Origin of the sequence: Nakamurella sp. PAMC28650 (assembly GCF_014303395.1) — a bacterium.
GTDB lineage: Bacteria > Actinomycetota > Actinomycetes > Mycobacteriales > Nakamurellaceae > Nakamurella.
Genome location: NZ_CP060298.1, coordinates 3,545,181 through 3,564,892, shown reverse-complemented (window position 1 = coordinate 3,564,892; position 19,712 = coordinate 3,545,181). Strand labels below are relative to the sequence as shown.

The window sequence follows — 19,712 nt, the reverse complement described above, 5'->3', positions numbered from 1 at the left end:
AACGGTACCGTACACATCGTTCCCCCTGTCCGGCCGTCGGGATGAACTGGACCACTTCTGCTCAGAGCAGAACCCGGTGCCGGTCGGGCCGGACGGCGGTCATGCCCCGTCCTGCGCTGCGACCGGCAGGTAACGGTGCCACCAGTCGAGAATCGCCTCGAAGCGTTGGACACGGTGCCGCGGCCGTCCGGATCGGGAAAGTTCGTGCCCCTCCGCCGGGAACAGCAGCATCTCGACCTCGGCGCCCCGCTTCTTCAGCGCCACGTACAAGCGCTGCCCCTGCTCGATCGGGCATCGCCAGTCGTGCTCCGAGTGGATGATCAGCAGTGGCAAGGAGATGTCGTCGGCGTACGCCAGCGGCGAGGCCTCCCATTGCGACACCCGATCCGGTCCGGTGTAGGCCTCGGCGAAGTTGTACCCGATGTCGCTGGAGCCCGCGAAGCTGTCCCAGGCGTTCACCGCACGCTCGCTGATCGCTGCGGTGAAGCGATCCGGGGCGTGGGAGGCGAGCCAGGACGTCATGAATCCACCGTAGGAACCGCCCATCACGCCCATCCGGTCGCCGTCGCAGTCGGGCCGGCTCACCGCGGCATCGAGCAGGGCGAGCACGTCGTCTGCGTCCACGGAACCCAGACGCCCGAGGATCGTCCGGCCGTGATCGTGCCCGTACCCGGCCGAGCCCCGAGGGTTCGGCAGCACCACCGCATACCCGGCGGCCGCGTACACCTGGGCCTCGTCGAACAGCCCCCAACCGTAGGCGGCGTGCGGGCCGCCGTGCACGACCAGCAGGACGGGGTGCGGTCCGTCGCCCGGCGGAAGCACCAGGAAACCGTGCACGGGATAGCCGTCGGGCGCGGTGGCGGTGATCTCGACCTGTCGCAGGGTTCCGGCCGCCCTGAGCCGGGCCGCGAAGTCGCTGCGGATCTGCTCGGGTCCGAGCGGTCGACCGTCCGCCGAGATCTCGACGGTGACGAGTTCTCCCGGCGTGCCGGGGTCGGCCACGGTTGCGGCCACCGCGACCGTCCCGTCCGGGGTCTTCGCCGCCGAGAACGACGTCACCACCCGCTCGCCGGTCAGGACGGTGGTCAGATGGGCCGCCGCGACACGCTCGGCGTCCGGCGGCACCGCCAGCAGGACGACCGACCCCCGATCGAGAACACCGACCAGCACCGCCTTGTCGAGTACCACCGGCACAGAACTGCCGTCGACCTCGATCTCCGGGTCGGTCAGCCGTCGTGGCGTTCCGCCCTCGATCGGTACCGACCACAGACCCTGCGTCCGGCCGGCGCTGTCGATCCCCTCGAACTCGACGCCCAGGTACCACAGCGACGACCCTCCGGCCACCAGGGAGCCGGCGTTTCCGGCCGGCGATGCCAGCAGGTCCCCGACCCCGGGGCCGTCACCCGACGGCGACGAACCGATCACTGCGATCTCGGTCTGGGGGCGATCGGGCGTGACGGTCCGCAGATAGCAGATCCGGCCGTCGGGCAGGAAGACCGGCCCGCCGCTGACGTCCGGCTCTGCGGTCAACTGCACCGCGGTGGCATCGGGGCCGAGACCGACCACGAAGACCTGTTCCGGTTTGTCCAGCAGGAATCCCCGGGCGTCACGCCGGTAGGACATCCGGTCGATCCGTCGCGGGGGCTCGGCATCGGCCGACGTGTCGGGGTCGGTACCGTACCGGCCGGCCTCCGGGACCGCGGCCAGATAGGCGATCCGGTCACCGTCGGGTGCGAACACCGGGACGCCGGCACCCAGCGGGTGTGAGGTCAGCGCCCTCGGCTCGCCGCCCCGTAGATCGATGGCGAACAGCTGCGCGGGCCCGGTCGCTCCCGCGCGGAGGAAGACCACTGTGTGTCCGTCCGGGGAGATCACCGGGGCCGAGTCACGGGGTCCCAATGTGAGATCCCTTGGCACAGAACTGTTCACGTCGAAGATCTGGAGCGTCCCGGCATACCGGTCCTCCTTCGTGTCCGGATGCGACAGGGCGACCACCACCGTTCCGTCAGGGGCGAGCGCGGGTCCGGAGGGAATGGTGAGCAGGGTGATGTCATCGGGTTTCACCCCTGAGACGGTAATCGTCGGGATTCGCCGGGCAGGTATCGCCCGGCGCGTCTGGCACCCTTGGGGAATGGCCAACCCGATCAACGATCACCCGTACCCCGATGGGCAGGCCGCGTGAAGGTCCGCCTCGGCCGCCTGCTGGCAGGACGAACCTGGAAGGTGATCGCAGCCCTCGTCGTCGTGCTGATCGTCGCGGGGATCGTGGTGGCGACCAGACCGGGCACGAAGTCCGGTACCGCGGTGAGGACGGAGAACGAGACGATCTCGGTCGCCGGCGGCCCGGGGGTCGGCGGGAACGTCAGCATCGACGCGACCCTGTACGTCCCGGATCAGCCGGGCCCGCACCCTGCCGTGCTGATGGCCCACGGGTTCGGCGGGTCGAAGCAGAGCATCGCCCAGGATGCCCACGACCTGTCGACGCACGGTTTTGTGGTGCTGGCCTACTCGGCCCGCGGATTCGGTGCGTCCACCGGTCAGATCGGGTTGGACTCCCTGGACTACGAGGTCGCCGACGCCCGGTCGCTGGTGACCTGGCTGGCCACCCGTCCGGAAGTGGTGCAGGACGGCCCGGGTGACCCCAGGGTCGGCGTCAGCGGCGCGTCCTACGGCGGCGCCCTGGCCCTGATGCTGGCCGGCACCGACAAGCGGATCGACGCGGTCGCGCCCCAGATCACCTGGAACAACCTGTCCACGGCGCTGTTCCCCAACGCGGTCGACCCGTCCGCCGCGACGGCCGGGATCCCAGCAGCCGGTACCCCCGCGGCCGCTCCGACCTCTGTCGACGGGGTGTTCAAGAAGTCCTGGACGGCAGCCCTGCTGACGTCCGTGATCGCGGGATCCTCGCTGAGCAGTGAATCCGGCACGGCTGCCGCCGTCACGACCGGTGGTGGTGGTTTCGGTGGTGGTTCCGGAAGTGGGTCGGCCACCACGACGGCCCAGGCCGGCCCGACCGATGCCGGGACCGGGTCGGCGGGGAGCGGGTCCGGGGCGGGTCAGGCTGCCGCCGGAACGGCGACGGCCGGTTGTGGGCGTCTGATGGTCGACGTCTGTGCCGCCTACTCCGACGCCGCCCAGACCGGTCGCGAGTCCCCGGCCCTGGCCGCGCTGCTGGCCAGGTCGAGCCCGGCGGCCGTGGTCGGCAACATCACCGCCCCGACCCTGCTGATGCAGGGTGAACGGGACACGCTGTTCGGGCTCGACCAGGCGGACGCCAACGCGAAAGCCATTGCCGCCCATGGCACCACGGTGGCGGTGAGCTGGTACGACGGAGGTCACGACGGCGGGAGTCTCGACCAGGCCAATCGGGACCGCATCACCAGTTGGTTCACCTACTATCTCGGCCGGACCGGCAGCAAGCCGGCCGACAGCTTCACCTACAGCGTCGCCGGACCGTTGTCCGACAACGGCACGGCCCGCAGCCGAACCCTGCAGGTGCCCGCCTACCCCGGGCTCGCCGGAGCGGCCGCCGTCGCGCGGGCCTCCGTCCCCCTCGCCGGCGGGACGCAGACGGTGCTGAACCCGCCCGGCGGTTCGCCGGCCGGGATCTCCTCGTTGCCAGGACTCTCCGGGCTCGCCGGCAGCCTGCTGGGGAACCTGTCGCTCGGGATACCCGGGCAGACCGCGACCTTCACCTCGGCCGAGTTCAAGACGCTGACGGTGGTCGCCGGTACGCCGCAGATCTCCGTCGACGTGTCGACCGTCCCGGTCGTCGGGTCGGCTACCGGGGCAGGCGCTGTCGGGGGTGCTGGTGCGGGTGCTGGTGCGGGTGCTGGTTCCGGTGCGAGCGGATCGGGCACCAGCGGTGCCGCGTCCTCGGGGGCGGTGCTGTTCGTATCGATGTCCAAGGTCGCCGCCGGCGGCACGAAGACCCTGGCCGGAAGTGCGGTGGCGCCCGTCCGGATCTCCGGACTGCCGACCGACGGGTCGGCCAGGACGGTGCGCATCGCCCTCCCCGCAGTGGGCTTCCAGGTCGAGGCCGGATCTCGCGTCCAGGTGACCCTCTCGACCACCGACCAGGCCTACGCCGGCCCGACATCCCCGGCCGTCTACCGGATCTCGCTGACCGCAGCCGGTTCCACGGGAGCCGGTGCCGGCGGCCTGAGCATCCCCGAGGTCGGTGGGGTCAGGGTGTCCGCCGGTGAGGTCCCGGTCGGGAAGTTGATCGCCCTCATCATCCTGGCCGTCCTGGCGATCCTGGGGCTGTTCCTGCTCGGCCGGGTCCGCCGGCCCCGCGGTATCCCAGCTGCACCGGTGCCCGGCGGGGCAGTGCCCGGCGGGTCAGTGCCCGGCGGGTCAGTGCCCGGCGGGGCAGTGCCCGGCGGGGCAGTGCCCGGCAGGCAGCTTCCCGGCGATCGGGTGCCGGCGACTCCCGTCCCGCTGGAGATCATCGGGCTCGGCAAGTCCTACCCCGGCGGCGTCGCGGCGGTCACGGACGTCAGCTTCCGGGTGGACTCGGGGCAGGTTCTCGGTCTGCTCGGACCCAACGGGGCAGGCAAGACCACCACCCTGAGAATGGTCATGGGTCTCATCACCCCGACCGCCGGCGAGATCAGGGTCTTCGGCCAGACGGTCCGGCCGGGCGCCGACATCCTCGCCAGGATCGGCAGCTTCGTCGAGGGCTCCGGTTTCCTGCCGCATCTGTCAGGTCAGAAGAACCTCGACCTGTACTGGCAGGCCTCCGGACGGCCGAAAGCCGATGCCCACCTGGAGGAGGCTCTCGAGATCGCCGCGCTCGGCAAGGCCATCAACCGGAAGGTCAAGACCTACTCCCAGGGCATGCGCCAACGTCTGGCGATCGCCCAGGCGATGCTCGGACTACCGGACCTGCTGATCCTGGACGAACCGACCAACGGGTTGGACCCGCCTCAGATCCACGCCATGCGCGAGGTGCTCCGTGGGTATGCCGCAACCGGACGCACCGTGCTGGTCTCCAGCCACATGCTCTCCGAGGTGGAGCAGACGTGCAGCCACGTCGTGGTGGTCCACCAGGGCCGCACGATCGCGTCCGGCACCGTCGCGGAGATGGTGTCCGAATCCGGCGACATGGTATTCACCGTCGACGCCCAGGCCAGAGCGATGGAGGTGCTGCGGCAGCTGCCGGGGATCGGTGACGTCGAGGTCGACGACCCGGCCGGCCCGCAGGATCAGGTGGACGCAGCCCACCGCGGAGGGATCGTCCGGGCCGACCTCGGCCGTAGTTCGGCGGCGGCTGCGGTTGCCGCCCTGGTCGGCGCGGGGGTCGCCGTGACCACCGCGTCGCCACGCAATCGCCTGGAGGACGTATTCCTCGAACTGGTCGGCGCCGCCGGTCCGTCAGCTCAAAGCGGAGGAACACGATGACGATCGGTCACGACGGCGGCCAACGGCACGACCACTCCGCCGACGCAGCGGCACGAGCGATGGCCTCTCTCGGAGCGCCGCCACCGGCCCCCGAATCCGGGATCCCCCGTGGCTTCCGGGCCGGTCACACGCTCAGCGTCCGGGTGGAACTCATGCGGCAGCTACGGCGCAGGCGCACCCAGTTGTCGCTCGGGTTCATGGTCGTCCTCCCGCTGATCCTGCTGCTCGCCTTCTCGATCGGGGGAACCTCCGGGGGCGGTAACGGCGGCGGTAACGGCGGCGGGAGCGGGACGTCCTACGTCGACCTGGCCACGGCCGGGGCGTCCAACTTCGCCATGGTGGCGTTGTTCTTCTCGGCCAGTTTCCTGGTGATCGTGGTGATCAGCCTGTTCTTCGGCGACACGATCGCCTCGGAGGCATCGTGGTCCTCGCTCCGCTATCTGCTGGCCATGCCGGTGCCCCGGATGCGCCTGCTGCGGCAGAAGATCCTGGTGGCCGGACTGTTGTCACTGGCCGCGCTCGTCCTGCTGACCGTCACCGCCTACGTCGTGGGGCTGATCGCCTACGGGACGGGGCCGTTGTCCACCCCGATCGGCGACAATTTCAGCACCGGTAGCGGTCTGATCCGGATTGCCGTCGTGGTGGGCTATCTCGCCGTCCAGCTGACGTGGGTCGCCGGTCTGGCGTTCCTGCTCAGCGTGGTCACCGATGCGCCACTCGGTGCGGTCGGCGGGGCCGTACTGGTGTCGATCCTGTCCCAGATCCTCGACCAGATCGCGGCGCTGAAGAGCGTGCGGCTGTGGCTGCCGACGCACTACGGCACCGCGTGGACCGGCGCCCTCGTCGAGCCGATCCGCTGGGACGACATGGTCCGCGGCGCCTTCTCCGGCCTGATGTACGCCGTCATCTTCGTGGCGGTCGCCGCGTTGCGGTTCCGCCGCAAGGACATCACCAGCTGAGCGGTCACTGCACGCAGAACTCGTTGCCCTCGGGATCCAACAGCACCATCCACCGGTCGCCCCAGTCGCCGTGTCTCTCCTGGACCACGGTGGCTCCCGAACCGATCAGCCGCTCGACGTGCCCCAGCACCGTCTCCCAGCGGATGACGGGATCCTTGATCGCGCGACCGACGCCGACATCCAGGTGCAGCCGGTTCTTGATCTGCTTGGACTCCGCGACCTTCTGGAAGTAGACCCTCGGCCCGGGGCCGTGTGGATCCACGATGGCACTGGCGTCGTCCCAACGGTCCGGCGGGAGATCCGAGGCCGCGAGGGCCTCCTCCCACGTCTCGAAACCGGGGGGCGGATCGTCGAGTCGATAACCAAGGGCAACCGCCCAGAACTCGGCGAGCACGGCCGGGCTCTTCGCGTCGATGACGATCTGGATCTGCACGGCGTTGTTCATGCCCTGGCTCCTGTCGGGTGCGGCTGTTGCCAGCAGACGCTAGCGTGCCCCGACACCGGCCGAGTCCATGTCCCGGATTTCCTTCTTCAGCTCGTGGATCTCGTCCCGCAACCGCCCGGCCAGCTCGAACTTCAACTCCCGCGCGGACGCCATCATCTGGTCGGTGAGCTGCTGCACGAGGTCGGCGAGCTGCGACCGCGCCATGCCGGCCGTGGAATGCCCGGCGAAGATGCCCGAGCTGCTACCGCCGACCTCGCCGGATGCCTTCCGACCCCGGGAGGCATTGCGTCCGGAGCCACCCATCTTCACCGGGGAGCCCGCCTCGGCGGTGTCCTCGGCCTCGGCGTAGACGAGAGAAAGGATGTCGTTGATCTTCTTGCGCAGAGGCTGCGGGTCGACCCCGGCCTCCAGGTTGTAGGCGACCTGCTTCTCGCGACGACGGTTGGTCTCCTCGATCGCCCTGGCCATCGACGGGGTGATCTTGTCCGCATACATGTGGACCTGACCGTTGACGTTGCGTGCCGCCCGGCCGATCGTCTGGATCAGGGCCGTCCCCGACCGCAGAAAACCTTCCTTGTCGGCGTCGAGAATGGCCACCAGCGATACCTCCGGAAGATCCAGACCCTCGCGGAGCAGGTTGATGCCGACGAGGACGTCGAACTCCCCCATCCGCAGTTCCCGCAGCAGCTCGACCCGGCGCAACGTGTCGACCTCGGAGTGCAGATACCTGACCCGGACGCCCATCTCGAGCAGATAGTCGGTCAGGTCCTCGGACATCTTCTTGGTCAGCGTGGTGACCAGCACCCGCTCGTCGACCGCGACCCGCTTCCGGATCTCACCGATCAGATCGTCGATCTGCCCGGTGGTCGGCTTGATGATGACCTCGGGGTCGACCAGACCGGTCGGCCTGATCACCTGCTCGACGAACTCACCCTGCGCGCGCCCGAGTTCGTAGGGACCCGGGGTCGCCGACAGGTAGACCGTCTGACCGATCCGGCTGGAGAACTCCTCCCACGTCAGCGGGCGGTTGTCCAGGGCGGAAGGCAGACGGAAACCGTGATCGACCAGCGTGCGTTTGCGTGACGCGTCGCCCTCGTGCATCGCCCCGATCTGCGGGACCGTGACGTGCGATTCGTCGATCACGAGGAGGAAGTCCTCCGGGAAGTAGTCGATCAGGGTGGCCCCCGCCGTGCCGGCCCCCCGACCGTCGATGTGACGGGAGTAGTTCTCGATGCCCGAGCAGAACCCCACCTGACGGATCATCTCCAGGTCGTAGGTGGTGCGCATGCGCAGACGCTGGGCTTCCAGCAGGTCGCCCTGCTTCTCCAGTTCGGCCAACCGGCCGGCCAGCTCGTCCTCGATGTCGCGCACCGCCTTGGCCATCCGCTCCGGCCCGGCCGCGTAGTGCGTGGCGGGGAAGATCCGCAGCTCCTGCACCTCGCGCACGATGTCGCCCGTCAGCGGGTGCAGGTAGTAGAGGTTCTCGATGTCGTCCCCGAAGAATTCGATCCGGACGGCCAGTTCCTCGTAGGCCGGGATGATCTCGACGGTGTCACCGCGCACCCGGAAAGAGCCTCTGGTGAAGGCGATGTCGTTGCGCGAGTACTGGATGTCGACCAGCCCCCGCAGGAGCGCATCGCGGTCCATCTGCATCCCGACGGTGACCGGCAGCGACCGGTCCAGGTACGACTGCGGGGTGCCGAGCCCGTAGATGCAGGACACCGACGCGACCACGATGACGTCCCGCCGCGACAGCAGCGACATGGTCGCCGAGTGGCGCAGGCGCTCGACGTCGGCGTTCACCGAGGAGTCCTTCTCGATGTAGGTGTCGGTCTGCGGGACGTACGCCTCCGGCTGGTAGTAGTCGTAGTAGGAGACGAAGTACTCGACCGCGTTGTTGGGGAAGAGCTCCCGCAACTCGTTGGCCAGCTGGGCCGCCAGTGTCTTGTTGGGCGCCATCACCAGGGTGGGCCGCTGCACCTTCTCGATCAGCCAGGCGGTGGTGGCCGACTTCCCGGTACCGGTGGCTCCGAGCAGGACGATGTCCTTCTCGCCGGCTTTGATCCGTCTTTCCAGATCGGCGATGGCGGTCGGCTGATCGCCGGCGGGTTGGTAGTCACTGATCACCTCGAACCGCGCGCCACTACGCGCGATGTCCCCCACAGGGCGGTGCTCGGAGACGGCAAGGACTGGATGTTCGGTCGCGAAAGCCACGTCCCAAAGGCTACGCGGAAGCACCGACAGCCGACCTTTTCCCACCGAGCGCACCACGGTGCGAGCGCGGGCCCGACCAGAAGTACGGGCTCAGCCCGGTGACCAACCCACGGAGTCCGCCCATGCGCCGATCCTGGCATCGGAGCGCGCCAGGAAGTCCTCCTTGGCGTCCGCGTAGCCGTCGACGCCCGCATCCTGCCCGTGCACGAGCTCGGTCTGCTCCTTCAGGGCCAGGTAGTCGGATCTGGCCCCGGCGTCGGAGCGGAGCCAGTCACGGAACCGGAGCGACCAGGCCCAGTTCGGCGAATCCCTCACTCTGAGGTGCAGGTTGATACTTTGGCCCGGATCTGAATTCGCGTGGAACGCCTTGCGCCAGTCGTCGGGGTGCGTTTCGTGGTGCCCGTCGCGGTCGTAGCGAAAATCGTGCGGGGTGTCCCGGGTGTAGTCGGGCAATCGCGGGAATCCGGCAGCGGTCAGCAGGGGCGCGAACACCTCGGCCTGCGCGAGGTCGGCCACCGTCAGCTGCAGGTCGATCACATCCTTGGACGCGAGACCCGGCACGGCCGTCGATCCGATGTGATCGACGCGATGGTCCCCCACCGCTGCGTGCACCCTGGCGATCAGACGACGTGCCGTGGCCGGCCATTGCGGGTCGTAGGGCACCAGGACCGGCCCTCCGCGGGCTGCGGCTCGACCGGCCCGGTGGTTGGCGGCGAACCCCGCGAGCCGGGACCAGAGCGGCAGGGCCTGCCCGCGTGTGTGTTCCGGAGTGGCGCCGTTGTCGACCCAGACGTCGCACAGGGCCTGCCGTGCCTCGTCGTCGATCTGGGCGGCGATCCGGGCGCGTGCGTCGGCCGCGGCGAGCCCCCGACCAACCAGGCGTCGGATTCGGACGTCCTCCGGCGCCCCGACCCCGATGACCAGATGGAAGGCAGCAGCGGCGTCGGCGGTCGTCAGGAGCGGTATGTCGTTGACGACGACGCTGCCGACGGGAGCGTCCGCCTGCAGCTGGGCAAATCTGGCCCGGATCAGTGGATGGGTGATGCCCTCCAACGCTTTTCGAGAGACCGGGTCGGCAAACACGATCGCCGCGAGGGCCGGTCGATCCAGAGATCCATCGGCCGAGATCACCCCGGTCCCGAACCGCTCGGCAATGGCGGCCAGACCCGGCGTGCCGCTGCCCACCACCTCCCGGGCGAGTCGGTCGGAATCGACCACCACGGCGCCGCGTTCGGCCAGCAACGCTGTGACGGTCGACTTGCCCGCTCCGATGCCGCCGGTGACTGCGACCGTGATGCTCATCTGGATCCTTTCCGCAGTTCCGCTCGGCGAGTCGCGACACACCGACCGACATCCGTCTGACTCCCGGATGTCTCACGTAGCGTAATCGTCAGATCAGACAGGACGGCCGTCACCGCGTCCGGCATCGATCGCAGTGGATCACCCCGCCCGGGTATGGCACCACGGGCCGGTCCGGACAGCACCACCAGGAGGAGTCGTGACCAGCACCTTCGCCGCACCGGTCGGGCGAGGACGGCATCGTCTCGGACGGGCCGGCCTGGTTCACGTCGCCACCTTCGTCAAGGTGGTGCACAGGGGTCTTTTCACCTCTTGGCGCCACCCGGCCAAGCATCGCGCCTATGTCGCTCCGCGCCCGAGCACTGCTGTTCCCGCGCCTGCCCCAGCTCTCTGATCCACCCGCTTCGTGCGCCTCGGTCCGCGTGGATCACTGTGGTCGCGTGGATCAACTTTGCAGGCGTGGATCAACTTTGCAGACATGGACGAACTCGTCGGCTCCTGTCCCTCTGGTACCAAAAGGGTCACTTTCATCCATGCCTGCGATGTTGATCCGCGCCGACCGGGCCCAGCCTGATCGGTGCATGGACGAACTCGTCGGCTCCTGTCCCTCTGGTACCAAAAGGGCCACTTTCATCCATGCCTGCGATGTTGATCCACGCCGACCGGGCCCGGCCTGACCAACCTGAACAACAGAAGACCCCCACCGAGCGACTCCGGAGGGGGTTTCTGGTGGGCTCAGCAGCCCGGTCAGCCGTTCTTCAGCAACCGGGTGAGGATCTCGCCGGCGAGCTGGGGAAGCCCGGTGGTCAGCTTCGCATTGGTCGCCAGCTTGTCGCTCACCGCGACGGTCATCGTCCAGGAGTCGTACTGCAATTCCAGCAGTCCGCCGGCGACCAACTGGAGCGTGGCCGGGTAGCCGTTGACGCTGGTGGTGGTGACCGCAGCACCGGCATCCTGGGCCGTCTGCGCATCGACCCCGACCTGCTTCTTGGCCTCTGCCGCCGAGCCGTACTGGGTCAGCCGGATCCGCACCGGTGCCGTCTTGCCCGCGTCCTTGCTGCCGTAGAGGCAGCGGATGGCGCCGGTGACTCCGTGGGCGGCGGCCCCCAGCCGAACGCGGTTGTTGACCGTGGAGATGGTCGCACCGAGCGCGGCGCTGACGTCGGACGCCGCCAGGAGCGACGCGCAGTCCGCCTTCAGCGGATCCACCTTGACGATCGGTGCGACCGTGGTCTTCGGCGTACTCGGTGCCGTGGTCTTGGGCGTCGTCGGCGCGGTCGTCTTCGGGGTCGATTTCGCCGTGGTGGCGGGGCCGGACGGATTGACCACGATGACACCGGAGGACGACCTGGCTCCGCTGACGGCGACCGAGGGGCTGGTCACGGTATTGACGACCGTCACCGTCCGCTTGGTGGTCGAGCCCGAGCTGCATCCGGTGATCGTCAACGCAAGAGCAAGCGTGGAGACAATGGCTAGGCGTCGCATGCGCTCAACGGTAGGTGCCTGTCGGGTCAATCCCCGGCCAACCCGCCGTCGGGCCGGTGCGGAAGTTCTCACACCATCCCCGAGCAACCTGGACCTGACTCGCACTTCGGGCGAGAATGCCCTGCTCATCGTCGATTTCCCGGCCGTCGCAGAGCCCATGAGTCATGGAATCAACGAAAACGGGGCCGACCCGAAGGTCGACCCCGTCATCAGGAAATGCTCGTGGATCAGTTGCCGGCGAGCTTCTCGCGCAGCTTGGCCAGCGCCTCGTCGTCGACGAGGGAACCAGCAGGCTCGGCGCCATCCGCAGAGTCATCAGCGGCTGGAGCCGTGGCCGAGGAGTAATTGGCCGGCTCCGCAGCTTCGGCGTCGGCCTTGATGGCCGCGGCGATCTGCTTGAGGTGGGACTCGTACACCGTGTGGGCGTCGGAGTACTGCTTCTCCCACGAGTCGCGCTGGCTGTCGAAGCCCTCGAGCCATTCGCCGGTGGCGACGTCGAAGCCTTCGGGCGGCAGGAAGTTGCCCGCCTCGTCGTAGTGGTCCACCACGCCGTACTGCGCACGCACCTCGTCGAATTCGGTCTCCGGCGTGATGCCCTCGTTCGCCTGCTTCAGCGAGAGCGAGATCCGGCGACGCTCGAGGTCGATGTCGATGACGCGGACGAAGATCTCCTCGTCGACGGTGACGACCTGCTCCGGGATCTCCACGTGGCGACCGGCCAGCTCGGAGATGTGCACCAGGCCCTCGATGCCGTCGTAGACGCGGACGAAGGCGCCGAACGGAACCAGCTTGGTGACGCGACCCGGGACGACCTGGCCGATGGCGTGGGTCCGGGCGAAGTGACGCCACGGATCTTCCTGCGTGGCCTTGAGCGACAGCGAGACGCGCTCACGATCCATGTCGACGTCGAGAACCTCGACGGTGACCTCCTGGCCGACCTCGACCACCTCCGAGGGGTGGTCGATGTGCTTCCAGGACAACTCCGAGACGTGCACGAGACCATCGACCCCGCCGAGATCGACGAAGGCACCGAAGTTGACGATCGAGGACACGACGCCCTTGCGGACCTGGCCCTTGGCGAGCTGGTTGAGGAACTCGCTGCGGACCTCGGACTGGGTCTGCTCGAGCCACTGGCGACGGGACAGGACCACGTTGTTGCGGTTCTTGTCCAGCTCGATGATCTTGGCGTCCAGGACACGGCCGACGTACGGCTGCAGATCGCGGACACGGCGCATCTCGACCAGCGAGGCGGGCAGGAAGCCACGGAGACCGATGTCCAGGATCAGGCCGCCCTTGACGACCTCGATGACGGTACCGGTGACGACGCCGTCCTCTTCCTTGACCTTCTCGATCGTGCCCCACGCACGCTCGTACTGAGCGCGCTTCTTGGACAGGATCAGCCGGCCTTCCTTGTCCTCCTTCTGGAGGACGAGGGCTTCGACCTTCTCGCCGATGGTGACGACCTCGTTGGGGTCGACGTCGTGCTTGATGCTCAGCTCACGCGACGGGATGACACCCTCGGTCTTGTAGCCGATGTCGAGCAGAACCTCATCGCGGTCGACCTTGACGATGATGCCCTCGACGATGTCTCCATCGTTGAAGTACTTGATCGTCAGGTCGATGGCAGCGAGGAAGTCCTCGGCCGTCCCGATGTCGTTGATGGCGACCTGTGGGGCGGTGCGGGTGGGTGCGGACATGTGTTGGGTTGCTCCGAAGGGATGGGGGCCGGACGTGCATGGTGCGAAGTGGCTCGATGTCAGGGTGATGCTTGAGCTGGTGGCCGCCTACTCCATACCGAGGCAGCCGGAAACCACGACGCAACATCGATCTTACGCCAAAGTGATCAGTGCATCCGACTCGCCGTCCTGGACCTGTCCGGTCGCAAACCCCTCGCCGTGCCAGGATGTCCAGCGTGACGGAACTGGGCCAGACTCGTCCCCGCCGTAGGTCAGCGGACCAGCCGGTATCGCGATCGGCGAACCGGAGGTGGTGGGACGCCGACGCGGACTCCTACCACCTCGAACACGGCGCCCAGCTGGGTGACGTCGACTTCCTCTGGTGTCCTGAGAACCTCCGCGAGCCCGAAGCGCGACTGCTCGGGGACGTGGACGGCCGCCGGATCCTGGAGGTCGGGTGCGGCTCGGCGCCCTGTGCGCGATACCTGGCCGCACGGCAGGCCGAGGTGGTGGCCTTCGATCTCTCGGCCGGGATGTTGCGGCATGCGGTCGACGGGGCGGCCAGGACAGGGATCGAGGTCCCGCTCGTCCAGGCCGATGTGTGCGAACTGCCCTTCCGCGACGATGCGTTCGACATCGCCTTCTCCGCTTTCGGCGGAATCCCGTTCGTCGCGGACTCGGCCGGTGCGATGCGGGAGGTGGCCAGGGTGCTCCGCCCGGGCGGCCGCTGGGTCTTCTCGGTGACGCACCCGATGCGCTGGATGTTCGCCGATGATCCGGGTCCGCGTGGGCTCACCGTCATCCAGTCGTACTTCGACCGATCGCCCTACGTCGAGGTGGACGCCGACGAGGTGCCGGCCTACGTCGAGCATCACCGAACGCTCGGCGATCGGATCCGCGAGCTGGTGGCGGCCGGCTTCGTGCTCCAGGACCTGATCGAACCGGAGTGGCCGGAGGACTTCGAGGGCGTCTGGGGACAGTGGTCGCGAGAACGTGGCGAGATGTTCCCCGGCACGTCGATCTTCGTCTGCCGTCTCGCCTGACGACCGACGACTACTGCTTCGAGCGGTGCCGGTCGAGGTAGGCCTCGCCACGCGGGGACAGTCGGTAGCCGACCTCCAGGCTGATCGTCAGGCCCAGGGCCTTGAGCTTGCGGATGTCGACCTTCATCGGCTGCAGTTCGCGTTCGAGCAACGTGGCCAGCACCTTGGACACCACCGCCGGGTTGTCCCGGATCCATTGCAGGATGTCATGGGTCCATGGACCGGAAGCCTTGCCTGCATCCATCTTCGCGAGGGCTGCATGGATCTGTTCCAGTTCGGCCTCGTCCGGCAGATCTGCGCGCAGCGCCAGCCGGGGATCGGGCCCGGCGTAGTGCAGCGAGATCCGGTAGATCCGGTCGTCGGGCCGTTTCATCAACCATTTCGTCAGCGAGGCGAGGTCCTTCTCGCCGCAGGCGCGGGCGTCCGCCTCGGTGATCTGCTCCAGGTCGACCTCCCGCACGTCGTCGATTGCCATGACACCGAGCTTGGTCAGCTGGCGGCCGCCGACCTTGGCCCGCGGCGAGTCCCAACGGCGGTACACGTGGGTGACCGCGCCGTCGACGATGCCTTTCAGGACGACGTCGGGGAGCTGCACGTCGAGAAACCTAGCAACCTGGCCGCCCGGTGGCATCGGACGAGCCGGACCACGATTTCATCAATTTTGCTAATACCGCTCGATCTCCGCCCCCGCCACCCTTGGTCGAGCCAGCGGCAAAGATGCCGACGGGACTGGCTCCGGCAAGCAAGGGGAACGGTATGAACAAGGGCAAGATCGCGCGTCTGGTCGGTTTCGTCGGCGCGTTGGGCATCTCCGCGGCGCTGGTGGCAGGTGCCGTCTCCAGCACGGGGGCGTACTTCACCAGCTCAGCAGACGGTTCGCTGGCGGCGGGTCCGGGTCACCTCACGCTCAACGTGACCGATACGAACCTGAGCTTCGCCAACCTCGTGCCGGGCGAGGACAAGACGCTCAACATCGGCTACAGCACCGATTCCAGCAGCAATTCCGACCTCTGGATGGTTTTCGCGGACGCGGCTGACTATTGCGCCTTCACCGGGGCCGCAGACGACACCCACTGCAGCGACGGTGGCCTGGGCCGCTTCGGACACTTCGCCGTCGCCCAGAACAACAGCAACCGATTCATTTCCTACAACCTGAAGAACGCGCCAGCAGGGGTCACCGGCACCTCGTGTGGCGTGGACGGCAACGGCAACGGCGGCAGCGGTCAGCAGTCGACCAGCGTGGGCGATACCCCGCCCTACTGCGGAGTACCACTGGCCATCAAGCTGGCGTCGAACCTGAGCAGCGGCAGTTCGGGCGAGATCGAGACGACTTTTGGCATCACCGGCAGATGGACAAGTCAAGTCAAGCCTGTCGCCCAGGTTGCCTTCAAGATCGTCGCCACCCAGGTGAATGTCCGGCCCGATGCCCTCAACTACTGACCGAAGCGGCGTGAACGGCTCCACCGGGGTATAGCTCCACCGGTGGGTGGGACGGGTGATCCTGAACGGTCTCCCGTCCCACCTACCAGCCCGTCCCACCTTCCGGACCGACTTGACTGCGAGGGCCCCGTGCGAACTCGACGACGCGTCGGCTGGGCTGTTTTCGCGATCCTGTTCGTCGGGATGCTGGGAGTCGGATTCGGGTTCTGGCACAGCGGTTATCGCGTCTACGTGATCCACACCGGATCGATGCAACCCGCCGCGAACCCCGGGGACCTGATCATCGACCGGCCGGCTTCAGGTGACTACCACCCTGGCGAGGTCATCACGTTCCGGCACTCGGCCGGGCCGGACCTGGTGACCCACCGCATCACGGACATCACCGGAGGTGCGATCCATACCAAAGGCGATGCCAACGCCAGCCCCGACGCTTGGACGATTCCGCCGGCTCTGGTCCAGGGCTCCGTCCGATGGAAGGTCACCGGCCTTGGCTTCGTGGCGGTGTTCCTCCAACAGCCCGCCGGGTTCGCCGCCCTCTTCACCGTCACCATCGGCCTGATGCTGCTGTGGAAGCTCTGGTTTCCGGACCCGGTAGCAGAAGTGTCGTCCGAGGATTCCCCTCCCGCCCTACCTGAGAGCCCCGTTCCGACTCCACCAACCGAGGTTCGGGACTCGGAAAGAGTGCGCACGGTCACCAGCTGATATCAATCGAGGGACCTCCTGACGTCCTATCGAGGAGGCTCTCCTCTTTCGGGTGAATCTGAATTACTCTCCGACAGATCGGTTTCAAATCGGACACACGGGCCGTACTTCCGTCTGCAAGGCGTCAGATCCGTTCGTACCTTCCCGGATTCGTAGGTGATGCGTCTGCCAACGTCGGCGAGGGATGGGGATGATTCATCTGAGACGGCACCCTCACCTCAGGCATCGCGGTCAGGTCACCAGCACTGTGGCAGCCATCAGTACGACACCGCGCACGATCCGGCTGTCGCGGTGTCTGGTTCTGCTCTCGACAGCGGTGCTGGCTGCCTGGTCGGTCCTGATGTGGCTCGGCCTCGAGCAGCCGGCCGTGGTCAATTTTAACCTCGGCCAGCTTGCCCGATCGCTGGCGGCTGCCGCCTTCCTGACCGCCGCAGCCATGCAGTGCGCCACCTGGCGCATCACCGGAGATGCCCAGGTGGCGTGGAGCGCTGTGTCTCTGATCATCCTCGGGCTCACGCTGCCGCTGATCTCGGCGATGACCCCATTTCGGGGCAGCGTCGTCATGGTGGCAGATCCAACCCTGCCGGCCCGGCTGCTGATGGTCTTCGCGGTCATGACGCTGGCCGTGTTCACCCTGGTTCCGCGGCCGTTGAATCTCGGCCTGCGGCCGTTGAAGATCGTGGCGCCCCTATCGGTCGGTCTTGGAACTGCTACTGCCGTCCTGGTCTTCCGGGGAACGCCGGCAGGTCCACCCCGGGAGCCGGCGATGGCGATCTTCCGGGTCGCGGAGTGGATCGCGACGGCAATGTGGACGGTCCTGGCGGTGGCCCTGTTCCGCATCGGTCGACGACAACATCGAATCATCAGGTTGTGGGGCGCGGGCAGCCTTCTGCTGATGGCCATGACCGAACTGCTTCGAGCCGTCGCGTTGGAAGGTCCGGTCTGGCTGATCCAATACTCCGCCGGGTTCCAGTTGCTGGCCGCCGTCATCGCGACGTGTACTTCAGCGGTGCGGCTGTGGAACGCCCTCGCCGCCGCGGACACCTCGATCCTCGAACTGAACGGGCATCTCTTCGTGGTGCGGGCCGACCTCGTCGACGTCCAGCAACGTGAGGCAGAGCGGTTGCACGACGCGAGAACCGCGGTGGTCAGCCTGATGGGCGCGTCCAAGCTGCTGAACAACGCCGACATCGGACAACAGGTCGACCGAGAGCAGTTGGACCGGCTGATGACCGCCGAGCTCCGACGACTGGAAGCGCTGCTGGATCCCGGGTCCGACCAGGCGACCCGACCCTTCAGGCTCGCGGACGCGGTCGAACCGCTCGTCCTCGCGCACCGCATCTCCGGGGCTGCCGTCAACCTGGAGATCGACGATTGCTGGGCCCAGGGCCGGGTCGCCGCCACCGCCACCGCGGTCGCCAACCTGCTGTCGAATGCCAGAGCGCACGCGCCCGGTGCCACCGTGACGATCACCGCCGGCTCCTCCGGTTCCGATGCCGTCATCCGGGTCGAGGACGACGGTCCGGGCATCCCGATCGTGGAACTTCCGGATCTGCTGACCCGAGGTGCCCGCGGGTCCACCGCACGCGGACCGGGTAGCGGGTTCGGCCTGCACACTGCCGCGCACGCGATGAGTCATCAGGGTGGTTCCCTGGAAGTCGCCGAACGACCCGGAGGCGGGACCAGCATCGTGCTCACCCTTGCGATGACCGGGAGTCCCGTCGACCAGTGGTCCGGGCCGCCCACCCCGGAGGGCTGAGTTGCCGACCATCGCCCTGGTCGACGATCACCTCCTCCTGGTGGAGACCCTGCAGGCCGTCCTGCGGGTGCGTGGTGTGCAGACCGTCTGCTTCGGGCCCGAGCTGGGGGCGGAACTGCTTCCGTCGCTGATCGCGGCCTACCCCGATCTGGTGCTGCTCGACCTCGACCTCTGCGGTTTCGGTGACAGCACCGTGCTGATCCGGCCGCTGACCGCCGCCGGGATACGCGTGCTGGTGGTCACCGGACTGTCCGATCGGCTACGGATCGCACTCGCTCTCGAGCAGGGTGCCATCGGATACCAGTCCAAGGCCGCGGGATTCGATGCCCTGCTGATGGCGACGGAGCGCGCGCTGGCGCACGACGAACCGATGGATCGGCAGGACCGGCAATCGATGTTCCAGGAGCTCGAGCGGAAGCGAGCCGACAAGGCGAAAACCCTTCTCCCCTTCGAGAGCTTGACGGATCGGGAGCAGGCCACGCTGCTGGCAGTGTGCGACGGACTCACGGTCAGCCAGATCGCCGGGGCCTGGATGGTCTCGCCGGCGACGGTCCGCAGCCACGTCCAACGGGTCCTGGGCAAGCTTGGCGTGGGCTCGCAGGTACAGGCGGTCTCGATGGCGATGCGCAGCGGTTGGCTGGCGCTGCTGACCGCCCAGCCCTCACGCTGAAATCTCGATCGGAACTGAGCTGACGTTCGTCCTGAGGAAGTCAGCTACCAGCGCGTCCGCCGTAGGTGGCGATCTCGTATTCGGTGGCAGCCAGGGACAGGGTGAGTTCGCGAATCTGTCGGCGCACCGTGTCGCGGTGTTCCAGCAGCATGTCGAGGCGCTCTGGCACGGTTTCTTCCCCGGCGTCGACCAGACCCACGTAGTGCTGCAGATCCCGCATCGCCATACCGGACAGGCGCATCCGCGTCAGGAACACCAACCGGCGCACCGCTTCGGCTCCGTGACGTCGGTGGCCGCGGCGCCGATGATGGCCCGGCCTGCGTTGTCCACCACGACGTCCAGGTGCCCGAAGCGATCGACGGTCCGTCGCACCAACCCCGGGGCACCTGCGGAGTCGGACGCGTCGAACGTCTCCACGGCGAAATGGTCCGAGTACGCGTGGACGAGATCGACGACCGACTCCGGTCGACGGACGGCGGCCACGACATCGTCGCCCGCGGCCAGCGCAGCCTCGGCGAGGGCGCGGCCGAAGCCCTTCGACGCGGCGGTGATGATCCAGGTCGATGCTTGTCTGCTCATGCGGTCGAGGCTAGAAGTTCGAGTGCGCTCGAACGCAA

Annotated in this window: 15 protein-coding genes and 1 pseudogene; 7 read left to right on the top strand and 9 right to left on the bottom strand. The window is 67.8% G+C overall.

All coding sequences use genetic code 11. The features are described 5' to 3' along the window. Window positions 1-99: 99 nt before the first annotated feature. Window positions 100-2,064 (bottom strand): S9 family peptidase, encoded by a 1,965-nt coding sequence (locus tag H7F38_RS16130; protein ID WP_187090802.1) that lies wholly within the window; start codon window positions 2,062-2,064, stop codon window positions 100-102. A gap of 114 nt (window positions 2,065-2,178) precedes the next feature. Between H7F38_RS16130 and H7F38_RS16125 the strand changes: the two genes are divergently transcribed. Both H7F38_RS16125 and H7F38_RS16120 read left to right on the top strand, forming a co-directional pair. Next, the gene (locus tag H7F38_RS16125) at window positions 2,179-5,403 is read left to right on the top strand and encodes an alpha/beta fold hydrolase (protein WP_222618118.1); all 3,225 of its coding nucleotides are present in this window, start codon (window positions 2,179-2,181) and stop codon (window positions 5,401-5,403) included. Beyond that, window positions 5,400-6,362 carry an ABC transporter permease gene (locus H7F38_RS16120; RefSeq protein ID WP_255498011.1) on the top strand — a complete coding sequence of 321 codons (963 nt, stop codon included), beginning with the start codon at window positions 5,400-5,402 and terminating at the stop codon, window positions 6,360-6,362. The genes H7F38_RS16125 and H7F38_RS16120 overlap by 4 nt, the downstream gene beginning before the upstream one ends. Before the next feature lie 4 nt (window positions 6,363-6,366). Here the strand turns inward: H7F38_RS16120 and H7F38_RS16115 are convergent, their stop codons facing one another. The 5 genes from H7F38_RS16115 to rpsA all read right to left on the bottom strand — a co-directional run bounded on the left by H7F38_RS16115 (window position 6,367) and on the right by rpsA (window position 13,502). After that, window positions 6,367-6,807, bottom strand: a complete 441-nt coding sequence (locus H7F38_RS16115) for a VOC family protein (RefSeq protein WP_187090801.1) — start codon at window positions 6,805-6,807, stop codon at window positions 6,367-6,369. Window positions 6,808-6,846: 39 nt separating this feature from the next. Next, window positions 6,847-9,021: an excinuclease ABC subunit UvrB gene (gene uvrB / locus H7F38_RS16110; protein WP_187090800.1), complete on the bottom strand. Its 2,175-nt coding sequence runs from the start codon at window positions 9,019-9,021 to the stop codon at window positions 6,847-6,849. A gap of 90 nt (window positions 9,022-9,111) precedes the next feature. After that, window positions 9,112-10,323, bottom strand: a complete 1,212-nt coding sequence (coaE, locus tag H7F38_RS16105; protein ID WP_187090799.1) for a dephospho-CoA kinase — start codon at window positions 10,321-10,323, stop codon at window positions 9,112-9,114. Window positions 10,324-11,067: 744 nt separating this feature from the next. After that, window positions 11,068-11,805 carry a hypothetical protein gene (locus H7F38_RS16100; protein WP_187090798.1) on the bottom strand — a complete coding sequence of 246 codons (738 nt, stop codon included), beginning with the start codon at window positions 11,803-11,805 and terminating at the stop codon, window positions 11,068-11,070. 227 nt (window positions 11,806-12,032) lie between these two features. Next, complete coding sequence (gene rpsA / locus H7F38_RS16095; protein ID WP_187090797.1) at window positions 12,033-13,502, bottom strand: 30S ribosomal protein S1; 1,470 nt, start codon at window positions 13,500-13,502, stop codon at window positions 12,033-12,035. A gap of 206 nt (window positions 13,503-13,708) precedes the next feature. On the opposite strand from rpsA, the gene H7F38_RS16090 reads away from it, so the two are divergent. Next, the gene (locus tag H7F38_RS16090) at window positions 13,709-14,524 is read left to right on the top strand and encodes a class I SAM-dependent methyltransferase (RefSeq protein ID WP_187090796.1); all 816 of its coding nucleotides are present in this window, start codon (window positions 13,709-13,711) and stop codon (window positions 14,522-14,524) included. 10 nt (window positions 14,525-14,534) lie between these two features. Here H7F38_RS16090 and H7F38_RS16085 read toward each other — a convergent pair whose 3' ends face one another. Next, a complete protein-coding gene (locus H7F38_RS16085) occupies window positions 14,535-15,119 on the bottom strand; it encodes an ASCH domain-containing protein (RefSeq protein WP_187090795.1) in 585 nt (194 codons plus the stop codon). A gap of 29 nt (window positions 15,120-15,148) precedes the next feature. On the opposite strand from H7F38_RS16085, the gene H7F38_RS16080 reads away from it, so the two are divergent. The 4 genes from H7F38_RS16080 to H7F38_RS16065 all read left to right on the top strand — a co-directional run bounded on the left by H7F38_RS16080 (window position 15,149) and on the right by H7F38_RS16065 (window position 19,095). Continuing rightward, window positions 15,149-15,964 carry a hypothetical protein gene (locus H7F38_RS16080; protein WP_187090794.1) on the top strand — a complete coding sequence of 272 codons (816 nt, stop codon included), beginning with the start codon at window positions 15,149-15,151 and terminating at the stop codon, window positions 15,962-15,964. 183 nt (window positions 15,965-16,147) lie between these two features. Further along, on the top strand, window positions 16,148-16,666 hold the full coding sequence (locus H7F38_RS16075) for a signal peptidase I (protein ID WP_187090793.1): 519 nt from the start codon (window positions 16,148-16,150) through the stop codon (window positions 16,664-16,666). A 247-nt stretch (window positions 16,667-16,913) separates the two neighbouring features. Further along, on the top strand, window positions 16,914-18,425 hold the full coding sequence (locus tag H7F38_RS16070; protein ID WP_187090792.1) for a HAMP domain-containing sensor histidine kinase: 1,512 nt from the start codon (window positions 16,914-16,916) through the stop codon (window positions 18,423-18,425). A gap of 1 nt (window position 18,426) precedes the next feature. Continuing rightward, window positions 18,427-19,095: a response regulator transcription factor gene (locus H7F38_RS16065; protein WP_187090791.1), complete on the top strand. Its 669-nt coding sequence runs from the start codon at window positions 18,427-18,429 to the stop codon at window positions 19,093-19,095. 40 nt (window positions 19,096-19,135) lie between these two features. Here H7F38_RS16065 and H7F38_RS16060 read toward each other — a convergent pair. Further along, window positions 19,136-19,375 (bottom strand): annotated as a pseudogene (locus H7F38_RS16060) (MerR family DNA-binding protein); the annotation flags it as partial. Further along, entirely contained in the window at window positions 19,342-19,674 is a 333-nt protein-coding gene (locus H7F38_RS16055) for an SDR family NAD(P)-dependent oxidoreductase (RefSeq protein WP_187090790.1), read from the bottom strand. The pseudogene H7F38_RS16060 and the gene H7F38_RS16055, both read right to left, overlap by 34 nt. Between the last annotated feature and the right edge of the window lie 38 nt (window positions 19,675-19,712).

Coding starts and splice junctions, on each gene's coding strand:
- H7F38_RS16120 (WP_255498011.1), top strand. CDS start 5,400: ATGACGATCGGTCACGACGGCGGCCAACGGCACGACCACTCCGCCGAC.
- H7F38_RS16115 (WP_187090801.1), bottom strand. CDS start 6,807: ATGAACAACGCCGTGCAGATCCAGATCGTCATCGACGCGAAGAGCCCG.
- coaE (WP_187090799.1), bottom strand. CDS start 10,323: ATGAGCATCACGGTCGCAGTCACCGGCGGCATCGGAGCGGGCAAGTCG.
- H7F38_RS16100 (WP_187090798.1), bottom strand. CDS start 11,805: ATGCGACGCCTAGCCATTGTCTCCACGCTTGCTCTTGCGTTGACGATC.
- rpsA (WP_187090797.1), bottom strand. CDS start 13,502: ATGTCCGCACCCACCCGCACCGCCCCACAGGTCGCCATCAACGACATC.
- H7F38_RS16090 (WP_187090796.1), top strand. CDS start 13,709: ATGTCCAGCGTGACGGAACTGGGCCAGACTCGTCCCCGCCGTAGGTCA.
- H7F38_RS16075 (WP_187090793.1), top strand. CDS start 16,148: ATGCTGGGAGTCGGATTCGGGTTCTGGCACAGCGGTTATCGCGTCTAC.
- H7F38_RS16055 (WP_187090790.1), bottom strand. CDS start 19,674: ATGAGCAGACAAGCATCGACCTGGATCATCACCGCCGCGTCGAAGGGC.